The 16869-nt window shown below is 54.8% G+C and carries 18 protein-coding genes; all 18 read left to right on the plus strand.

The genetic code is table 11. From position 1 onward, the window contains the following. The first annotated feature begins 26 nt into the window (after positions 1 to 26). Positions 27 to 1130: a VWA domain-containing protein gene (locus tag NTU47_12460; protein ID MCX6134618.1), complete on the plus strand. Its 1104-nt coding sequence runs from the start codon at positions 27 to 29 to the stop codon at positions 1128 to 1130. A 218-nt stretch (positions 1131 to 1348) separates the two neighbouring features. Further along, the gene (locus tag NTU47_12465; protein MCX6134619.1) at positions 1349 to 4723 is read left to right on the plus strand and encodes a histidine kinase; all 3375 of its coding nucleotides are present in this window, start codon (positions 1349 to 1351) and stop codon (positions 4721 to 4723) included. Further along, positions 4720 to 5388: a response regulator transcription factor gene (locus tag NTU47_12470; protein MCX6134620.1), complete on the plus strand. Its 669-nt coding sequence runs from the start codon at positions 4720 to 4722 to the stop codon at positions 5386 to 5388. The genes NTU47_12465 and NTU47_12470 overlap by 4 nt, the downstream gene beginning before the upstream one ends. Positions 5389 to 5787: 399 nt before the next feature. Then, positions 5788 to 6156, plus strand: coding sequence for a DUF4180 domain-containing protein (locus NTU47_12475; protein ID MCX6134621.1), 369 nt, complete (start codon positions 5788 to 5790; stop codon positions 6154 to 6156). A 43-nt stretch (positions 6157 to 6199) separates the two neighbouring features. Beyond that, entirely contained in the window at positions 6200 to 6463 is a 264-nt protein-coding gene (locus NTU47_12480; GenBank protein MCX6134622.1) for a hypothetical protein, read from the plus strand. A 97-nt stretch (positions 6464 to 6560) separates the two neighbouring features. Beyond that, entirely contained in the window at positions 6561 to 6977 is a 417-nt protein-coding gene (locus NTU47_12485) for a hypothetical protein (protein ID MCX6134623.1), read from the plus strand. Positions 6978 to 7077: 100 nt separating this feature from the next. Beyond that, positions 7078 to 7401: a hypothetical protein gene (locus tag NTU47_12490; GenBank protein MCX6134624.1), complete on the plus strand. Its 324-nt coding sequence runs from the start codon at positions 7078 to 7080 to the stop codon at positions 7399 to 7401. 263 nt (positions 7402 to 7664) lie between these two features. Beyond that, positions 7665 to 8057 (plus strand): response regulator transcription factor, encoded by a 393-nt coding sequence (locus NTU47_12495; GenBank protein ID MCX6134625.1) that lies wholly within the window; start codon positions 7665 to 7667, stop codon positions 8055 to 8057. Then, the gene (locus tag NTU47_12500; GenBank protein MCX6134626.1) at positions 8054 to 8560 is read left to right on the plus strand and encodes a hypothetical protein; all 507 of its coding nucleotides are present in this window, start codon (positions 8054 to 8056) and stop codon (positions 8558 to 8560) included. Before NTU47_12495 ends, NTU47_12500 begins: the two co-directional genes overlap by 4 nt. Positions 8561 to 8650: 90 nt before the next feature. Next, entirely contained in the window at positions 8651 to 9097 is a 447-nt protein-coding gene (locus NTU47_12505; GenBank protein MCX6134627.1) for a hypothetical protein, read from the plus strand. A gap of 285 nt (positions 9098 to 9382) precedes the next feature. Then, complete coding sequence (locus tag NTU47_12510) at positions 9383 to 10147, plus strand: 1-(5-phosphoribosyl)-5-[(5-phosphoribosylamino)methylideneamino] imidazole-4-carboxamide isomerase (GenBank protein MCX6134628.1); 765 nt, start codon at positions 9383 to 9385, stop codon at positions 10145 to 10147. A 19-nt stretch (positions 10148 to 10166) separates the two neighbouring features. After that, positions 10167 to 11114, plus strand: coding sequence for a carbohydrate kinase family protein (locus NTU47_12515; protein ID MCX6134629.1), 948 nt, complete (start codon positions 10167 to 10169; stop codon positions 11112 to 11114). 20 nt (positions 11115 to 11134) lie between these two features. Continuing rightward, entirely contained in the window at positions 11135 to 12526 is a 1392-nt protein-coding gene (gene lysC, locus NTU47_12520) for a lysine-sensitive aspartokinase 3 (protein MCX6134630.1), read from the plus strand. Further along, positions 12523 to 13284 carry a 4-hydroxy-tetrahydrodipicolinate reductase gene (gene dapB, locus NTU47_12525; GenBank protein MCX6134631.1) on the plus strand — a complete coding sequence of 254 codons (762 nt, stop codon included), beginning with the start codon at positions 12523 to 12525 and terminating at the stop codon, positions 13282 to 13284. The genes lysC and dapB overlap by 4 nt, the downstream gene beginning before the upstream one ends. A gap of 11 nt (positions 13285 to 13295) precedes the next feature. Further along, positions 13296 to 14189 carry a 4-hydroxy-tetrahydrodipicolinate synthase gene (dapA, locus tag NTU47_12530; GenBank protein MCX6134632.1) on the plus strand — a complete coding sequence of 298 codons (894 nt, stop codon included), beginning with the start codon at positions 13296 to 13298 and terminating at the stop codon, positions 14187 to 14189. Between the two features lie 42 nt (positions 14190 to 14231). Further along, positions 14232 to 15080: a 2,3,4,5-tetrahydropyridine-2,6-dicarboxylate N-succinyltransferase gene (locus NTU47_12535; GenBank protein MCX6134633.1), complete on the plus strand. Its 849-nt coding sequence runs from the start codon at positions 14232 to 14234 to the stop codon at positions 15078 to 15080. Beyond that, positions 15077 to 15988 (plus strand): dTDP-4-dehydrorhamnose reductase, encoded by a 912-nt coding sequence (rfbD, locus tag NTU47_12540; GenBank protein ID MCX6134634.1) that lies wholly within the window; start codon positions 15077 to 15079, stop codon positions 15986 to 15988. The genes NTU47_12535 and rfbD overlap by 4 nt, the downstream gene beginning before the upstream one ends. Beyond that, entirely contained in the window at positions 15988 to 16860 is an 873-nt protein-coding gene (locus NTU47_12545) for an endonuclease/exonuclease/phosphatase family protein (GenBank protein MCX6134635.1), read from the plus strand. Before rfbD ends, NTU47_12545 begins: the two co-directional genes overlap by 1 nt. Positions 16861 to 16869: the final 9 nt, after the last annotated feature.

Raw genomic sequence — 16869 nt, forward strand, 5'->3', positions numbered from 1 at the left:
ATAACCACAAACCGCATTCTCTGAACATGGTATTTCGCTACAGCAAATGGACCCCGGGATCGTTGACGGACGAGCAGCGGCTCCAGTCGCTCACGTCCATCTTCAGCTACCTCCTGATTCAAACCAGCGGGGATGTAGACGAGGCCCTGAGCTGGCTGCAGCAGCTCGCAGAGCAATACGGGCTCTTTGACAAGTCGCTGTCGCTCGATGACCTTGTCAACAAGCTGAAAGAACAGGGGCTCATCGAAGACGCCAAGGACGCGCACATCCTCACGAACAAGGGGGTTCAGCGGATACGGCAGGATGCACTCCGTCACGTGTTCAGCTCCCTGAAGAAAGCCCCTGAGGGGTCGCATGATACACCGTACACCGGGAAAGGCATCGACCGGCTGAGTGAAACGAAGAAATGGTCGTTCGGCGATCAGCCGACCAATATCGACTTGAGCTCAACGGTGACCAACGCGATGAAGAGGGACGGCATCGATGACTTCACATTGAAGGAAGAGGACCTCGAAGTATACGAAACGGAGCACACGACCAGCTGCGCGACCGTGATGATGCTCGATATCAGCCACAGCATGATACTCTACGGCGAGGACCGCATCACGCCGGCGAAGGAAGTGGCGCTGGCGCTTTCCGAGCTCATTCGCAGCAGGTTCCCGAAGGATTATCTCTCGCTTGTGGTTTTTGGAGACGAGGCAAAAACCGTCAGTCTCAACGAGCTCCCGTTCCTCAATGTCGGCCCGTACCACACGAACACGCGTGCCGGGTTACAGCTTGCCCGGAGCCTCCTGCGGCGATGCGGCAATGTCAACAAGCAGATCTTCATGATCACCGATGGAAAACCGTCGGCGATTTTTGACGATGCCGGCAGGCTGTACAAGAATTCGTTCGGCCTCGACCCGCGGATCGTCAACAAGACCCTCGATGAGGCGGTTCAGTGCCGCAGGGAAAAAATCGTCGTGAGCACGTTCATGGTCGCACGCGATCCCTACCTGATCAACTTCGTGGACGAGTTTACCAGGAACAATCAGGGCCGCGCCTACTACTCCGACTTGAACAAACTTGGTGAGTTCATCTTCGTCGATTACCTTCGAAACCGCCGCAAGCGCTTCGCTTCCCAGCGTTAATCCCCCCCTTTCCGACGAACTCGCTGCTCCGACCGCTCGTCGCCGCAAATGCAGGCCTATCCATCCTCCTTCTCCTGTTGCTGTTTTCACTTTAGTTCCTTAACCTTTGTCCGGCCGTCAATCGGATCTCCTGACTCGACGGCATAATCCCGCACCGTACGATTGTCGGGGAAACAGGGTTCTGACCCGATCCCCTTCATGCCATGTAGCGAATGCTTATGCGCTCGTCTCGTCCTCCAGCCAGCATTTGGATTCTTCTGACCATTGTGTGCGTACCACTCGCACTTGCTCCGGAATTTGCGACCGCGCAGACTCTTCCATTTCAGGATTCTTGGCGGTGGGCGCATTTCACGACTGAGAGCGGCCTCCCTTCCAACCAGGTCTTCTGCATCACAGAAACACCTGGTGGTACAATCTGGGCGGGTACTGAAAATGGCGTCGCATGGTTCGATGGCTATGTCTGGAATTCACTGGACAACAGCTACGGGATCCCCGCGGATCTCGTTTCCGTCATCGAGCCATATGGGAATGATTCTGTGTTCTGCATAGTCAAGGGATCTCTCTACCTCGGCAGCAAAAAAGGCTTCAAGCATCTGGTTCCAAACAACTCGACACCGAATTCATTTCAGTCGATCGTGCTCACGAAACAGAATCAAATTCTGATCCTCGGTGGTGACAGCCTCTTTGTTCTGAATCCGGGCAGCGTGAGGCCCGTTCCAATTCCAGCCCGCCCAATCTCGACTGGCACCAGAAATCTCTGGCGAACTCGTTCTGGCAGCCTTTGGGTCAACACTGTCCGCGGCCTTTACAAATCGGCCGGCGATGCATGGACACTCGTGATGCCAGTACACGGCTATCCATCAATTATCCAGGCCGTGGTCGAAGACCAGAAGGGAAATGGAATTGCTGCCGTTGTAGAGCCCCGGGAATTCCATGGTATTCGCGAATGGAAACAAGGTGGCCTGGCCCGCCTGAGTGCGACTGAACGCTCGGGGGGACAACTCGCAGTTGACGTTTCTCCGTCGGGAGATGTCCTGGTTTGTTATGCGACCGGGGAAATCCGGCAGAGGCACAAGGGGGAGTGGTCTTCGGTTGAGCCTCGGCCCAAAGAATTCACATCAACGCATGCTCTGAAATTCGGGAAGAGCGGCGACCTCTGGGTCGGGACCGAGCAGGGCCTCTATCATTTTCAGGCTGCTTCGGATCGTTGGACATACTGGAGACACCCTTTCGGTGACCAGCGGAACGGCGTGCACGAAATTACGCGCACAGCCGACGGCTCCATTTGGCTCGGGACATTTAATGGACTCGAGATTCACCGGCCTGATGGTCGCGTGCAGTATATCGAGAGCATTCTCGGCACCACGCTTGGGACAATCACCTGCATAACGGAAGATCGCGATCATAACGTGTGGGTCGGCAGCGGCGCAAATTTTGCCGGAGCATTTCGCTGGAATGGAAGAATGTGGAAACATTTCGGTTACGCAGATGGACTGAACACAGCCCGTGTCCACAAAATCCGGAAGGACCGCCGCGGCGACTTGTGGTTCCTGGGTCTCGCCGCAGCATACGAAGACCCCAAGAACCAACCGGGCGCGTTTCAATACAAGGGCGGAAAGTTCATACGCTGGAGCGAGAAAGACAGCGTGCACGAGGGGCTCATCAGCGGCCGTGTCTATGGGTTCGCTGAAGGGTTCGATGGCAGCTTCTGGTTTGCAACGCTGAGGGGGCTCAGCCGATGGAAAAACAACGCGTGGAAGCATTGGACGAAAGAAAACGGTTTAATCAACAAGTGGGAGCGAATTTTCGCTTTGGCTGTCGATTCTTCGGGAAGCGTGTGGTTTGCAAATGAAAAAGACGGTCTTGGGACAGTCTCGAATGACGGTAGTGTTCGCTACCTCACGACTTCCGATGGCCTGATCAATGACCAGATCCGGGATTTAAGGGTCGACGAAAAGGGCGTGCTATGGATTTCAACAGCGCGAGGGCTCTCGTGCTACAACAAGGGAGTGTGGTCAAGTTTTACTGTCCGAAACGGCCTCAGCACGCCGGTCCTCTGGGATATTTTTGCATTCAAGAACCGGGTGTATGTCGGCAGTCCCGGAGGTGGTGTAAACATCCTGAATCGGCCGGATGATTCGCGCCCCCCAAAGATAGTTCTGATGCCTCCCTCATTCCAAGGCTCGACTGCAATTCTGCGACTGAAGGCTTTTCCCTATTTTGGCGATGTTGATCCCGATGACGTCGAGATTCGATACCGAATCGACAATGAAGGATGGTCCGGTTGGTCCACTCAACGTGAAATCGAACGCAGAGACCTCGCCAGCGGGGATCACAGTATCGAAGTTCAAGCGAAAGGGCTTTTTGGAGACTTCGCCCCAACGGGGCAAACGCTTACCTTCCCTGTGGAACCGGGTTTGTTAAGCCGTCCGCCAGCCGTGATCGCATTGGTTCTTCTTGTTGGTTCCTTTTCCATTCTCGGCGGCGCCTATCTTCGGCGGAAACGGATACATCAAAAGGCTTTGCGGAAAAGTGATGAGCGTTTCCACCTCGTCGCCACAACCACTGCTGATGTCATCTACGACTGGAACCTCAAGAATGGAGAACTCTGGGTCAATGACTCCAAGCGATCATGGATCCCTGGTCCGCTGGCTGAGCTCGGGAAGGCCCTGGAAACCTGGTTAGAGCATGTGCACCCGGAAGACAGGGCGCGCCTCGAAAAAGCAATGAGCGACGCGGTGTCGAGCCTCTCGTCTTCATGGCAGGCGGAATACAGGTTCCTCAAGCCCACAGGCGGCTACGGGCATATGCTTCATAGGGGCCATTTCGAATTTGACGAGTCGGACAAGCCGGTACGTGCTCTCGGGTCGATCATGGATATCAGCGAACGGAAGCAGGCAGAAGACCTCTCGCGCAGCATCTCGAAGCGAATCATAGAAGCGCAGGAAGGAGAACGCCGTCGTGTGTCGCGTGAACTCCACGATAGCGTCAATCAGATTCTCGCTTCGGTCAAGTTTCGGATTGAGTCGGTCGAGGAGCACTTGACCGGCAGAAACAAGCTTGTGCGGCTGGAAGTCCGCAAGACCAAGCTGCTGTTGAACAAGGTCATGACCGAAATCCGCCGCATATCCCGCAATCTTCGCCCGGCCGAACTTGACGACCTGGGGCTCGCATCGGCTGTGCGAAGCCTCGCGGATGAATTCAGCGAACGGACGAACATCGCGACGCGTGTGAAACAGAAGTGGCCGGCGATACCGCTTTCCCCGGAGGTCAAATTGACGCTCTATCGCATTATTCAGGAATCCCTGATGAATGTCGAAAAACACGCGAGAGCCAAGCGCGTGCGCATCAGCTGCACACAGAACAACAATGAAATCACCTGTGTCATTGAAGACAACGGTCTTGGAATACGGACGGATGAACAAACGAAAGCCAGGGCCAGGGGAGACGGATTAGGACTGCTCGACATGCAGGAGCGTCTCTCGTTCATTGGGGGAAGACTTGAAATTTCGTCCGTACCGCGGCAGGGCACTGTCGTGACAATCCATGTCCCTCTGAAACCATCACAAGTATCGGACAAAACCAACGCATGAAAAAACTCTCTCCCGCGAAAATCCGACTCCTTCTTGTCGATGATCATCCCATCGTCCGTGAAGGAATCAAGTCCGCCCTCGCAAAGAAAAGCAACATCACCGTTGTCGGCGAAGCGTCGTCGGGCGAAGAGGCGATGGTCAAAGCAAAGAAGCTCGTACCGGATGTCATTCTGATGGACATCAATTTGCCGGGGATGAGCGGTCTCGAGGCCTCACGCCGTCTGCGCAAAAGCGTTCCGGCCTCAAAGATCCTCGCGCTCACCATGCATGAAAACAGGGAGTACGTGCTCGAGATGAGCCAGCTCGGGGCACGCGGGTACGTGTTCAAGGACTCCTCTCCATCCGAACTCTTTCGGGCAATTGAACTTGTCCATGCGGGAGAGTTTTTCTTCAGCCCCAGGGCTTCACAGCAGCTCCTGAAGTCCTTTCTGAAAGGTGAATCCCGCCAGGACAAGCGTACCGCAATCGACCTCTCCCAACGCGAGAAAGATGTCCTGCAGCTGATTGCAGAAGGACTCAGAACGAAGGAAGTCGCGAAACAACTCGGCGTCACCGATCGGACCATTGAAACGTACCGTCGACGGCTTATGGCGAAACTCTCTGTCCATTCCATCGCAGGACTCATCAAACACGCCATTGGCCGGGGCCTTGTGAAAATCGAGTAGACGCTTTTTGTGGCGCGGTATCCGAGAGCGAGGAAGAATTCATCGGCTCCGGCTATTCGCTCATCGCCACGACTGTCCGCATGGACGATGAACGCTACAACGGCACCGCGTTGTCCCGCATCGATTCAGATTGACGCTCCCACCTTCTTTTCAATTTCTTTCCGATGTACCCTCGCGTCTTATTCCGCTACACCGACATCATGTATCCGCGCAGACGAATTCCAATTTCAGTATTCACTCCCGTCTCATTCCGCAGTTTCCGCAATAGTCCCCCCACATTCCGCAATTACTTGTAGGTACTTTTACGTACACGAAGATGTCGGTACTAGTACGCATTGACATTGAGCCAGGAGTTGACGTGCTTGGTTCCGGAGTCAACGTGTATGGACGGGACACCCTGTGAAATCATTCGATGTACAGCTGATAGAAAAACAAAACCACAGATTTGTCGAAGCTGTTGGTGATACAAATCTGCTCGAATGTGAGAAAGATGTTGTCACGCTCATCGGTTTCTGCACGGAGTTTCATGCCGACCGGATGATGCTGCACGGCAGCGTACTCTCAAAGAATTTCTTCGATCTGAAATCAGGGCAGGCAGGCATGATCCTCCAGAAACTTGTCAACTACCAGATCAAGACTGCGGCCGTTCTCGCGCGCGATCAGATACGGGGCAAGTTCGGGGAGTTTGTCGTCGAAACGAATCGAGGTCACCATTTCCGCGTGTTTTTCAGCCGGCAAGACGCCGAAGCCTGGCTTCTGACCGACTGATCTGATCGTTTGGTTGAACAACGAAGGTATTGAAGGAACACATATGATCGATCTGCAGGCCGAGGGGCCTTCTTACGAAGAGCTCATTCAATTGATGGGAGTATTCTCCGGCGACAAAGACCTGCTGAACTGGTTTTTATCACTTCAGAGCATGACCGAAAACGCCCGGAACGCACATTTGAGAAGCATGGCAGACGGGATGAGGACCACAAGGGAACGCCCGGACCTGATTGCTGCTGTGGAATCGCTTCTGACTCCGCACGTGTTCAGGTCGGCCATCAAAACAGTCGAATCTCTCCGTTCCTAGGGGCCGATTTTTGTACGTAATAATACGTACACGCGTTTTGTACGTATTTGTACGTATTGACATTTGCCCATCCCTTTCCGTGATTGCGGCTATGGAAATGAAAAAGCCGGTCGGGCCAGCCAACACGCACGTCACCACAATCAGAACGATCGAATTGGAGACCATTTCCTTCAGCTCGTACGTAACACTCTGCGTCCTGATTTCTGTCTGCATTGGCCTCGTGGTTTCCATCGCGTTCTTTGTCCTCGACATTATCGTCCTCGACACCTCGTTTCAATGGGGAGGTGTGTCGATTGCTGATACCTGGACGAGTATCATCGCAATGTTCGTGGGTCCATTCGTTTTTGGCATTGTTGGTTTGGCAGGATCTCTTTTCACACACCGGTTGTTCCTCTGGGCGCTCCGTACGTACTCCGGACTTTCGCTGACGGGGACCTGGTCGGTGACCAATCGGGGTGATGATTTGGAGAATGCCACCCGGCAACCTAAGCCTCGCCGACCCGAAGAACAGTAAGGCGAACGGGTCACGAGCGGACCGGGAACAAGGTTCGTGCAGCCGGGGAGAACCCTCCCCTCCGGTGAAGTGACTGTTTCACGTACAGAAGGAGATGTGGATGAGCTATTCTGAAGAGCTAATTCAGGCGGTCTGGGAAAAAGCAATTGCGCAAGATGATAACGATGCAACCATGTGGAGAAAAGATGAATGTGGTGCATGGATGCAGCGAGTGATGTACGGGGATCGCGATTCACAGTACGGATGGGAGATTGACCAAATCTCGCCCAAATTTCCCGAGACCATCTCCAACCTGTGCCCGCTGCATTGGAAGAACAGGATCGGGAAGAGCGACGGAAGGTTGATTTGCTCCGTGACTTCCAGCGGTATCGACAACAAGGAACTGATAGACGGAAGTACCATCAAGGACCTCGCCGCACGATGAAGGTCCGCCGGGGACGGGCACACATCGACACGGAATACCCCGCATTGGCGGATGCACTGTCAGCCGTGGAGATCTCTCATGGGAAGACACTTTGGATTCGGTTCACGCGGGTTTGTATCGGGCTGGCTTCGAGCTGCATGGTCAGAATCTGCTGATCGATGTGGGTGAGGGGGAATACCTTGAGGCCAGTCCGATAAGACCCGTGATCAGCCTGCGTCAACCATGAGAGGGAGGTAGCGCGGCAAGCCCGCGCTGGAGAATGAATGAACAAACCTGAGAAAAGAATCACGGTGCTTGTTGCGGACTTCCACGGTGAAATCCGCGAAGCTGTCTGCGAATATCTCAACCGCATGCGTGGAGTGCACGTCATTGCAGAAGCACTCAACGGTTTCGAAGCCATTGCCAAGGTCGAACAATTGAAGCCGGATATCGTGATTCTTGATGTGGGACTTCCGGAACTCAATGGCATTGAAACGGCTCGAATTGTCAAGCGGCGGTTCGCATCAACGAAAGTATACCTCGCGACGCTGTTCGATGAAACCCTGTACGAGATGGAAGCCCATCGCGTCTCGGCCGACGGGATCATTTCCAAAACGCATTTGAAGCGCGGCCTCACGGCGCTGATGCACGTCGCTCAACATCAGGCGACGCAATGAGGGATGGTCAGAAATATTCTTCAGGGGAATTCCCCGCGACGCCCGGACGCCGCTCCAATCCGAAGTCACCCGGCGGGATTCCGTCACACGGAAAGGACGGGTCAGTGCAATTGCCTTGTCCAAAAAGGATTCTGATCGTCGACGAGGATATCCTGAGCATCGTGGATTTGTCACGTGCTCTCCTTCGCTTCGGGTACGTGCTCTCCCACGCCACAGACCAGGTGCGAGCCGTCGAAGCGGTCAAGAACGAGAAGCCCGATCTCATCATCTGCACTCCCGATGGCCGGAAACTGGACACTCCTCAATTCGTGAAGACGGTGCAACGCTTACCCTGGTCGCGGAGCATTCCCTTTCTTTTTCTTATCGAATCAGGAGATGGTTCCGACCAGGCCCCTCAAATCCTCGGACCCATACAGTATCTGGCCAGACCATTCACGAGCGAACAGCTTTCATCGGCCGTCCAGGAACAACTCGCACGAAGGAGGGCGCGTCCCGCTCGCTGATTATTCGATGCCAGAAAGATCACCCCGGTTTGTTCAATGGAATAGACCGTCGATGGTGCACCAGAATGCTCGAGAGACCACGATCACCTCATGCCAATTGTAGAATTTGACGGATCCGCCGCAGCTGCATTCACTGTGTTTGTCCGTCACAACATGCCCTTGTTCACAGATGAAGCCGTGGTCAGGAAATACGAAAAGATCCTGATGGCAGAAGCAGAGAAATCTCGGTGTGAAGCTCCCGTCTATCTATTCATGCCCGACAGGTGCCACCTCCTTCTCCAGGGGAAGGGAGGGTTGGCAAGCCTTGTCAGCACCATTAAAGCATTCAGGATGGGAGCAGGATACTGGCTTTCAAGAACCCACTGTGATGCCGAATGGCCGGGAAATCATGGGAGTGACAGCCGGACCACTCAGCACGAGATACTGCAGTACGCCCGCCACATTCTCAACGAGCCGGTTCGCGTCGGCATAGTTCCCGACTGGAAGCAATACCGCTACAAAGGCTCAACGCTGTATCAACTGGAATCATGGCTGTAGGATCTTCCCCAAAGTTCCCTCCTGCTCGTCCACGAAACACTCCAAGCCCGGATCTCTGAGCGCCATTGTTGCTCGCCACCCCGGGAATCTCTCTTCCTTGTATCTGAGCCGAATTTTCGCCATTTTTGGAAAAATTAGGTCAATCCAATAGAAATTGACCCTTGAGTGCTTTGGCTCCCTCCCCACCCTCCTCCGCTGCAACATTGGGTGGCGGGCGCCGGCTCTGAGCGTAACCTCGTCTTCCCTGCGGGGCTCACAGCAACCTGTACCAGAGAAAGCAATGATATGCTTCTGATATTCCCCTCCATTGAAATCCGAAGTGGAGAATGTGTCCAGCTCGTCCACGGTGAACCGGGATCGGAGAATCTGTATTCGATCGACCCGGTGAAGATGGCGGTACTCTGGCGAGGGGAAAACGCAAAGACGCTGCATATCTCAGATGTCGATGGCGTCAAAACGGGAAGAGTTCACAACTGGGATATCATTGAAAGAATCGTCAAGGCAGTCGATATCCCTGTTCAGGTCGGAGGCGGCCTCCGCAGCTACGACGATATCAAATCGTTGCTGGAGAAAGGCATCTATAGAATAGTCATCGGGACGATCGCTGTCCACGATCAGGGGTTGGTGGAGAAACTGATTCAGGATTTCGGGGCACGCAAAATAGCAATATCCGTCGAGGCTTTCGAAGGAAAGATCAGGACCGATGGCGGCGCCACCGTGCACAACGTCACTCCCCTCTCGTTCATACTGCAGATGAAGAAGCTGGGAGTGTCCCGCATTGTCTACTCTGAGATGAGCGCAGATGGGGTAACGAAAGTCAGCAACCCCGCCTCGATGAAAGAACTCGCGCAAAGATCCGGCCTTCGCATTACCGCCCAGGGGGGTATCAACGGGTATCAGGAACTGATTCGACTGCAGGAACTTGAGAAATTCGGTGTCGACTCGGTGATTGTCGGCAGAGCGCTCTATGAAAACAGCTTCCCGTGCCAGCGGCTCTGGCGATTGAACGAAAAAGAACTGACGGACCTCGGACCAACAAGACGTATGTGATCAACCGAAGGATATCCCAGTGGCGAAAGATTTGAAAGTAACGGTCATCGGCCACCTTGCCCGTGACTTTTTTCATGTGAGCGACTCTGTCGGCAGCGAACAGGTTATCGAAGCCTACGGCGGCATTTTCTATTCGATCGCCGCCCTTTCGGCATCGCTTTCGCCGGATGACAAAATCATTCCGGCGTTCGGAATTCACGAAGCCGAGTACGACGCGATCGTGGAACGGTGTGCGAGGTTGGGGAACGTCGATACGCGGGGAATCTTCAAGACGAAGGAACAAGTGAACGAGGTTCACTTCTTCGGCAATGCATCCTCCGGAAGAGTCGAATGCTCAAAGCACATTGCCTCGCCGATCCCCTTCCAGCGCATCAAGTCATTGCTGGATGTTGATGGCGTTCTCGTCAATATGGCCTCAGGATTCGATATCGTGCTGGAGACACTCGATGCCATCCGCATGGATGTGCGCGACGATGGTATCCCGCTCCATTTTGACTTCCATTCGCTCACCCTGGGGGTCGACGAAGACTTCAAGCGATTCCGGCGCCCGTTGAGCGATTGGCGGCGATGGTGCTTCATGCTTCACTCCATTCAGGTCAGCGAAGAAGAGGCGGCAGGACTCACGGCGGAACGATACGATGAAACCACGCTCATCAATCAACTGATGCCGCTGATGGTGAACGGGCTCGTGATTACGCGTGCCGAACACGGGGCAACACTTATCCAGCAGGAGCACAAGAAGCTGTTCCGCCACGAAATCCCTGGTATCGCAATGCCAGCCGTTGTCGATACCGTTGGCTGCGGAGATGTTTTTGGCGCCGCCTTCTTTGCCGAGTACCTGAAGTCGAAGGATCTCGTGAAGGCCGCCGGGGCCGGCAACAGAGCCGCCTCCTTCAAATCAACATTCCGGGGGCCCGACGGCCTCGAAGCGCTGAGACAGCAATCACCGACCCCCTCGTCTCCGTAGGAATCAATCAGGACCACCGTATGATCATTATGAAATTCGGTGGCACGTCAGTCGAAGACGCACGTGCCATGGAAAATGTGATTCAGATTGTTACGAAGGAGCAGAACCGGCGCCCTGTGGTGGTTCTCTCGGCAATTGCCGGAGCTACCAACACGCTCCTCAAGTCCGCGAACATTGCCCTCGAAGGGAATCTCGAGAGCGCCCATGCGGAGCTCAACGCGTTGCTGGAACGCCATGTGACGTTGTTGGAAAACCTCATCGAGAACCGATCGGAGATTCAACAGCTCATTCTGACAATCAGGAAGCGGTTCGAGGAGCTCAAAACCCTTTGCCAGGGGATTGCAATCCTGGGGGAATTGACGAACCGGTCGCTCGATGCCATTGCTTCCGTGGGGGAACAGCTTTCTACACTGATACTGGCGCGAGCAATGACGGCACGAGGGTATGATGTTGATCTGGTCGACGCCCGCAGCTTTATGATCACGAACGATCAGTTTGGCGCGGCAGCGCCGGATTTTGATCTCATCAATCAGAAAACACGAGATCACATTCTCCCGTCCCTGCAGGCAGGGAAAATCGTAATCACCCAGGGATTTGTCGCATCGACGGCAAAGGGAATTACCACCACGCTTGGGCGTGGCGGCTCGGATTACTCCGCGGCAATTATCGGGGCCGCTCTGGGAGCCGAAGAGATTCAGATCTGGACCGACGTCGATGGTGTCCTGACCGCCGACCCGCGGATAGTTCCTTCTGCGAAGAAGTTAAGGGTCATCTCTTTCCGAGAGGCCTCCGAGCTGGCGTATTTCGGGGCAAAGGTACTGCACCCGAGCACGATCCTGCCGGCGGTGGAGAAGAATATCCCCGTGATTGTGCTGAATTCGAAACGGCCTCAATCCACCGGGACCAGAATAGTCGGCCATCCGCCGAAATCAAATGCGGCGGTAAAATCAATCGCGTCAAAGAAAGGGATCACCGTCATCAATATTCAATCATCCCGGATGTTGATGGCATACGGTTTTCTTTCCTCAATTTTCTCGGTCTTCCAGAAACACAAAACGCCGGTGGACCTCGTCAGCACCTCCGAGGTCGCTGTGTCACTGACGATCGACAACACGACAAGCTTGGAGATCATCGAACGGGAGTTGCAGCAGTTTGCCGAGGTCAGCGTGTACGACAACAAAGCGATCGTGTGCGTCGTCGGTGAACAAATGCGCTCGACCGTCGGTGTCGTCGACAGGGTGTTCCGGGCACTGAACGACATCAACGTCATCATGATTTCCCAGGGAGCGTCCGAAATCAACATGAGCCTCGTGGTCGACGAAGACTGTGTGACACAGGCAGTGCAGCAGCTGCACAAGGAGTTTTTCGAACCTGTCCCTGAACTCGATCTTTTTGAACAGGTGGATGCATGAGTCAACCCAATCACGCGTTGCGTCTCGCCCTTATCGGCTATGGAAAAATGGGCAAGGAAGTCGAACGCGCCGCTCTCGAGCGCGGCAACGAGATCTGCGCGCGCATCGACCTCGACTCCGCTTCGCTCTCGACCGATGATGTCCGGAGGGCCGATGTTGCAGTCCATTTCGCGATTCCCTCGACAGTCCTGAAACACATTGAAGAATTGGCGAACCTTCGAAAGCCGGTCGTCGTCGGTACAACCGGATGGATGAAGGATGCGCCATCGGTTCGGTCGATGGTGGAGGCTGCAGGCATCGGGCTGGTGCACGCATCAAATTTCTCCATCGGGGTCAACATTGTATACCGGCTCCTCAGGGAGGCGGGCTCGTTGTTTGACCGCTTTGAAGAATACGACGCTTCCGTTCACGAAGTCCATCATAAAGACAAATTGGATACCCCGAGCGGTACAGCGCTCAGCATCGCCGACGTTCTCCTGGGCAAGATCAGGAGAAAGAAGGAGGTCCTCTCCGGTTCTCCACAGGGGAAGATACGTCCGGAGCAACTCCACGTGACATCCGCACGCTGCGGCGCCGTGGTCGGAACGCATACGGTGACGTTCGATTCATTGGCTGACAGCATCGCGATCATTCATACGGCAAAGAACAGGACCGGCTTCGCGCTGGGGGCAGTCGTCGCTGCCGAGTGGGTCAAAGACAAGAAGGGGATGTTTACATTTGAGGATGTGCTCGAAGACCTTTTCAAACAGCAACGATAGGAATCGACTCCATGGCAAAACGAAAACAATTTCAGGGCACCGGCACCGCGCTCGTCACTCCATTCAAGAAGGACGGATCGCTCGACGAGAAGTCGCTTCGGCGACTCGTCGACTTCCAAATCAAGAATGGCGTTGAGGCCCTGATCCCCGTCGGCACCACGGGGGAAAGTCCAACCTTGACCTACAAGGAACATTACCGGGTATTCGATATCGTTATCGAGCAGGCAAACGGACGGGCAAAGATCTTCGCGGGCAGCGGAAGCAACAGCACCGATGAGGCAATCGAACAGTCAAAACACGCAAAGAAGGCCGGCGCAGATGCAGCCCTGATAGTTGGCCCCTACTACAACAAACCCTCACAGGAGGGCTATTTCCAGCACTACAGGGCCATTGCAGAGGCAGTGGACATCCCGATCATCGTCTACAATGTCCCCGGCCGCACCGGTGGCAACATCGAGGCCTCTACGGTATTGAGAATGGCTTCGGAAATCCCCGCAATAATGGCCGTGAAAGAAGCCTCCGGGAACATGGCTCAGATCATGGAAATTGCGCGGAACAAGCCTTCAGGCTTTTCGCTCTTGTCCGGCGACGACGCCCTCACGCTTCCGATGATGTGTCTCGGCGGAGACGGATGTATTTCGGTTGTCGCAAACGAGACACCAAAGGAGTTTTCCGATTTGGTGCGATGCTGTCTCAAAGGACAATGGGAAAAGGCACTGGCACTGCACAACAAGCTTCTTCCCTTGATGAACATCAACTTCATCGAAGCGAACCCGATTCCAGTCAAGGCGGCTGTTGCGATGATGGGGATGATCGAAGAAGTGTACCGGTTGCCGCTTGTACCGATCAGTGAAAGCAATCGCGAAAAGCTCAAAGTTGTGTTGAAGGGTCTTTCCCTCATCTAGGCGGTCGAATGTTATCACGCCAACGAATACGGACATTCTGCAATGGCACTCAAAGACCAGATCGAAGGTTTCTTTTCACAGAATATCGATTCGCTTGACCGCGACGCAGCGCTCAAGGCATTCAACGAGTTGAAGTTCTTTCTGAACCAGGGAGAAATCCGCGCGGCGGGCAGGTCCGGCGAGGAAGGGAATATCGATGGATGGGTCCTCAACAGCTGGGTCAAGAAGGGAATTCTCCTCGGGTTCCGGCTTGGGGAGATGCACGACTATTCTGCGACTCCACAGTTCCGCTACTTCGACAAGAGCACGTTCCCACTGAAAGGCCTTTCCCTTGAGCATGGTGTACGGGTCGTCCCGGGTGGAACATCGGTCCGCGACGGGTCATTCGTCGCTTCAGGCGTGGTGATCATGCCGCCGGCGTACATCAATGTCGGCGCCTACGTCGACGAAGGAACGATGGTCGATTCACACGCGCTCGTCGGTTCGTGTGCCCAGGTAGGCAAACGCGTCCACCTGAGCGCGGCGACGCAGGTCGGGGGTGTGCTGGAACCCGTCGGCGCGATGCCGGTCATCATCGAAGACGATGTCATGGTCGGGGGCAATTGCGGCATTTACGAAGGGACGATCGTGAAGCGACGCGCGGTCATCGGAGCCGGCGTCATCCTCACCGGCTCGACTCCGGTTTACGACCTGGTGAAGGGAACGATCCATCGTCGCACCGCTACGCGGCCGCTTGTAATCCCCGAAGGGGCTGTCGTCATCCAGGGAAGCCGTCATATCGATGGCGATTTTGCCCGTCAACACCATCTTGCGATCTACACGCCCGTCATCATCAAGTACAGGGATGAAAAGACCGACGCTGCGACAGCGCTTGAAGAGAGTCTTCGATGAAACGGATTTTGATCTGCGGATCCAATGGTCTGCTGGGGCAGCGACTTGCTTTGATGCTGAGCTCCCAGACCGACTATGAGGTACTGAACACCTCACGGAAGCGCTCCTTTGTCTATGACGATCGACTGTTTGACTACACGCAGCTCGACATCACGAAAAAAGGGGATGTCAAGAGCCTTGTGTCGAGCTTCAACCCGACAACCATCATTAATGCGGCCGCTGCGGCCGACGTCGATTGGTGCGAGCTGCACCGCGAGGAAGCCTGGAAAATCAACGTGGTGGGAGTGGAGAACCTGATCGAAGCCACGCGCAAAGTCGGGGCGCGCCTCATCCACATCTCAACCGATTACGTGTTTGACGGAACGCACGGACCGTACGGCGAGGACGATAGGCCGAACCCCATCAGCTACTACGGAAAGACCAAGCTTGCAAGCGAAAACGCTGTGCGGATTGCTGAGATTCCTCACGCGATTTTCCGGACCATCGTCCTCTATGGCAGTGGTATCGGCACCCGGGACAACTTCCCGATCTGGGTGATCAAGAACCTCCGGGCGGGCAAGACCATTCGCTGCTCCGAGGACCAGATCAGCAATCCCACGCACGTGAATGACATAGCATTCGCTGCTGTCAAAGGATTCGAACTGAACCGCGAAGGGATCTATCACATCTGCGGCAGCGAGCGCATTAGCCGATATCAGTTCGCTGTCCGGACGGCGGAGCTTTTTGGTCTCGATCCCGGCCATGTCCAGAAAGTGAAGTCGGCGGACCTCAACCAGGTTGCTCCGCGTCCTCCCGTGACGGGATTTGTTACGTTGAAAGCCCAGACGGAATTGGGGCTTAAACCAATGGATATCACGCAGGGCCTTACCTTTTTGAAACGCGAGCTTCAGGGGGCTGGACGCAATTGATGAGCTCGGGCATCGCACTCGTGAACTTCCGCCAAACTATCCGCCTAGCCCTGCTGTTCGCTGCTGCCTCCGGCCTTCTGCTGTCAGCAGGCTGCTCTTCGAGCAGATATTCCGGGTCAGGTTCGGCTCTCCGGATCATGACCTGGAACATCCATCACGGCGAAGGGCTCGACCGGAAGGTTGACGTCGACCGGATTGCGAAGATCATTCTGAGCGAGAAACCCGATGTGGTTGCCTTGCAGGAAGTCGACAGAGGCGTTGAACGATCCGGAAAAATCGATATTATCACCAGGTTGGCAGACCTGACAGACATGACCTATGCCTTCGGCAAAACCATCTCGTACCAGGGCGGAGATTACGGGAATGCGTTTCTGACGCGTTTTCCAATCCTGGAGGAACGGAATCTTCTATACAAGATGATTCATCCAGGTGAACAGCGCGGGTTGCTCCAGGTGGTCCTCGATGTTCGTGGAGAAGAAATCGTTGTCGCCAATACTCACCTGGAAAGCCGCGCGGACGATTCCGCACGATCCACAAGCGCGGCTGAACTCACGCGGGCTCTGCGGGGCTATTCTTCCCGACCTGTTATTCTGTGCGGAGATTTCAATGACGTCCCTGGCAGTCGTGTCATAGCAGAGCTGAAGAAGGACTTCAGAGACAGTTGGGATCAAGTTGCCCGCGGCGCGGGGTTCCCGTTTCCGTCGGAAATGCCCGGGAAACGAATCGACTATATCTTCATGCTCAACAGTTCACAACCTGACAGCGCATCTGCGGCATCGCGTCTTCGCGCAGTGTCGGCTCGCGTGCTGCAATCGTCAGCGTCCGACCATCTGCCGCTCATTGTGGAATTCGAACTCAGAACCGATCGATAGAAAGGACAT

The organism is Ignavibacteriales bacterium (assembly GCA_026390595.1).
In the GTDB taxonomy this organism is placed as follows: domain Bacteria; phylum Bacteroidota; class Ignavibacteria; order UBA10030; family UBA10030; genus UBA9647.

Excerpts from the sequence above, each read along its gene's own strand:
- dapB (MCX6134631.1), top strand. The coding sequence starts at position 12,523 with ATGAGTCAACCCAATCACGCGTTGCGTCTCGCCCTTATCGGCTATGGA.
- lysC (MCX6134630.1), top strand. The coding sequence starts at position 11,135 with ATGATCATTATGAAATTCGGTGGCACGTCAGTCGAAGACGCACGTGCC.
- dapA (MCX6134632.1), top strand. The coding sequence starts at position 13,296 with ATGGCAAAACGAAAACAATTTCAGGGCACCGGCACCGCGCTCGTCACT.
- NTU47_12470 (MCX6134620.1), top strand. The coding sequence starts at position 4,720 with ATGAAAAAACTCTCTCCCGCGAAAATCCGACTCCTTCTTGTCGATGAT.
- NTU47_12480 (MCX6134622.1), top strand. The coding sequence starts at position 6,200 with ATGATCGATCTGCAGGCCGAGGGGCCTTCTTACGAAGAGCTCATTCAA.
- NTU47_12535 (MCX6134633.1), top strand. The coding sequence starts at position 14,232 with ATGGCACTCAAAGACCAGATCGAAGGTTTCTTTTCACAGAATATCGAT.
- NTU47_12495 (MCX6134625.1), top strand. The coding sequence starts at position 7,665 with ATGAACAAACCTGAGAAAAGAATCACGGTGCTTGTTGCGGACTTCCAC.
- NTU47_12500 (MCX6134626.1), top strand. The coding sequence starts at position 8,054 with ATGAGGGATGGTCAGAAATATTCTTCAGGGGAATTCCCCGCGACGCCC.
- NTU47_12490 (MCX6134624.1), top strand. The coding sequence starts at position 7,078 with ATGAGCTATTCTGAAGAGCTAATTCAGGCGGTCTGGGAAAAAGCAATT.
- rfbD (MCX6134634.1), top strand. The coding sequence starts at position 15,077 with ATGAAACGGATTTTGATCTGCGGATCCAATGGTCTGCTGGGGCAGCGA.
- NTU47_12545 (MCX6134635.1), top strand. The coding sequence starts at position 15,988 with ATGAGCTCGGGCATCGCACTCGTGAACTTCCGCCAAACTATCCGCCTA.
- NTU47_12505 (MCX6134627.1), top strand. The coding sequence starts at position 8,651 with ATGCCAATTGTAGAATTTGACGGATCCGCCGCAGCTGCATTCACTGTG.
- NTU47_12510 (MCX6134628.1), top strand. The coding sequence starts at position 9,383 with ATGCTTCTGATATTCCCCTCCATTGAAATCCGAAGTGGAGAATGTGTC.
- NTU47_12465 (MCX6134619.1), top strand. The coding sequence starts at position 1,349 with ATGCGCTCGTCTCGTCCTCCAGCCAGCATTTGGATTCTTCTGACCATT.
- NTU47_12485 (MCX6134623.1), top strand. The coding sequence starts at position 6,561 with ATGAAAAAGCCGGTCGGGCCAGCCAACACGCACGTCACCACAATCAGA.
- NTU47_12460 (MCX6134618.1), top strand. The coding sequence starts at position 27 with ATGGTATTTCGCTACAGCAAATGGACCCCGGGATCGTTGACGGACGAG.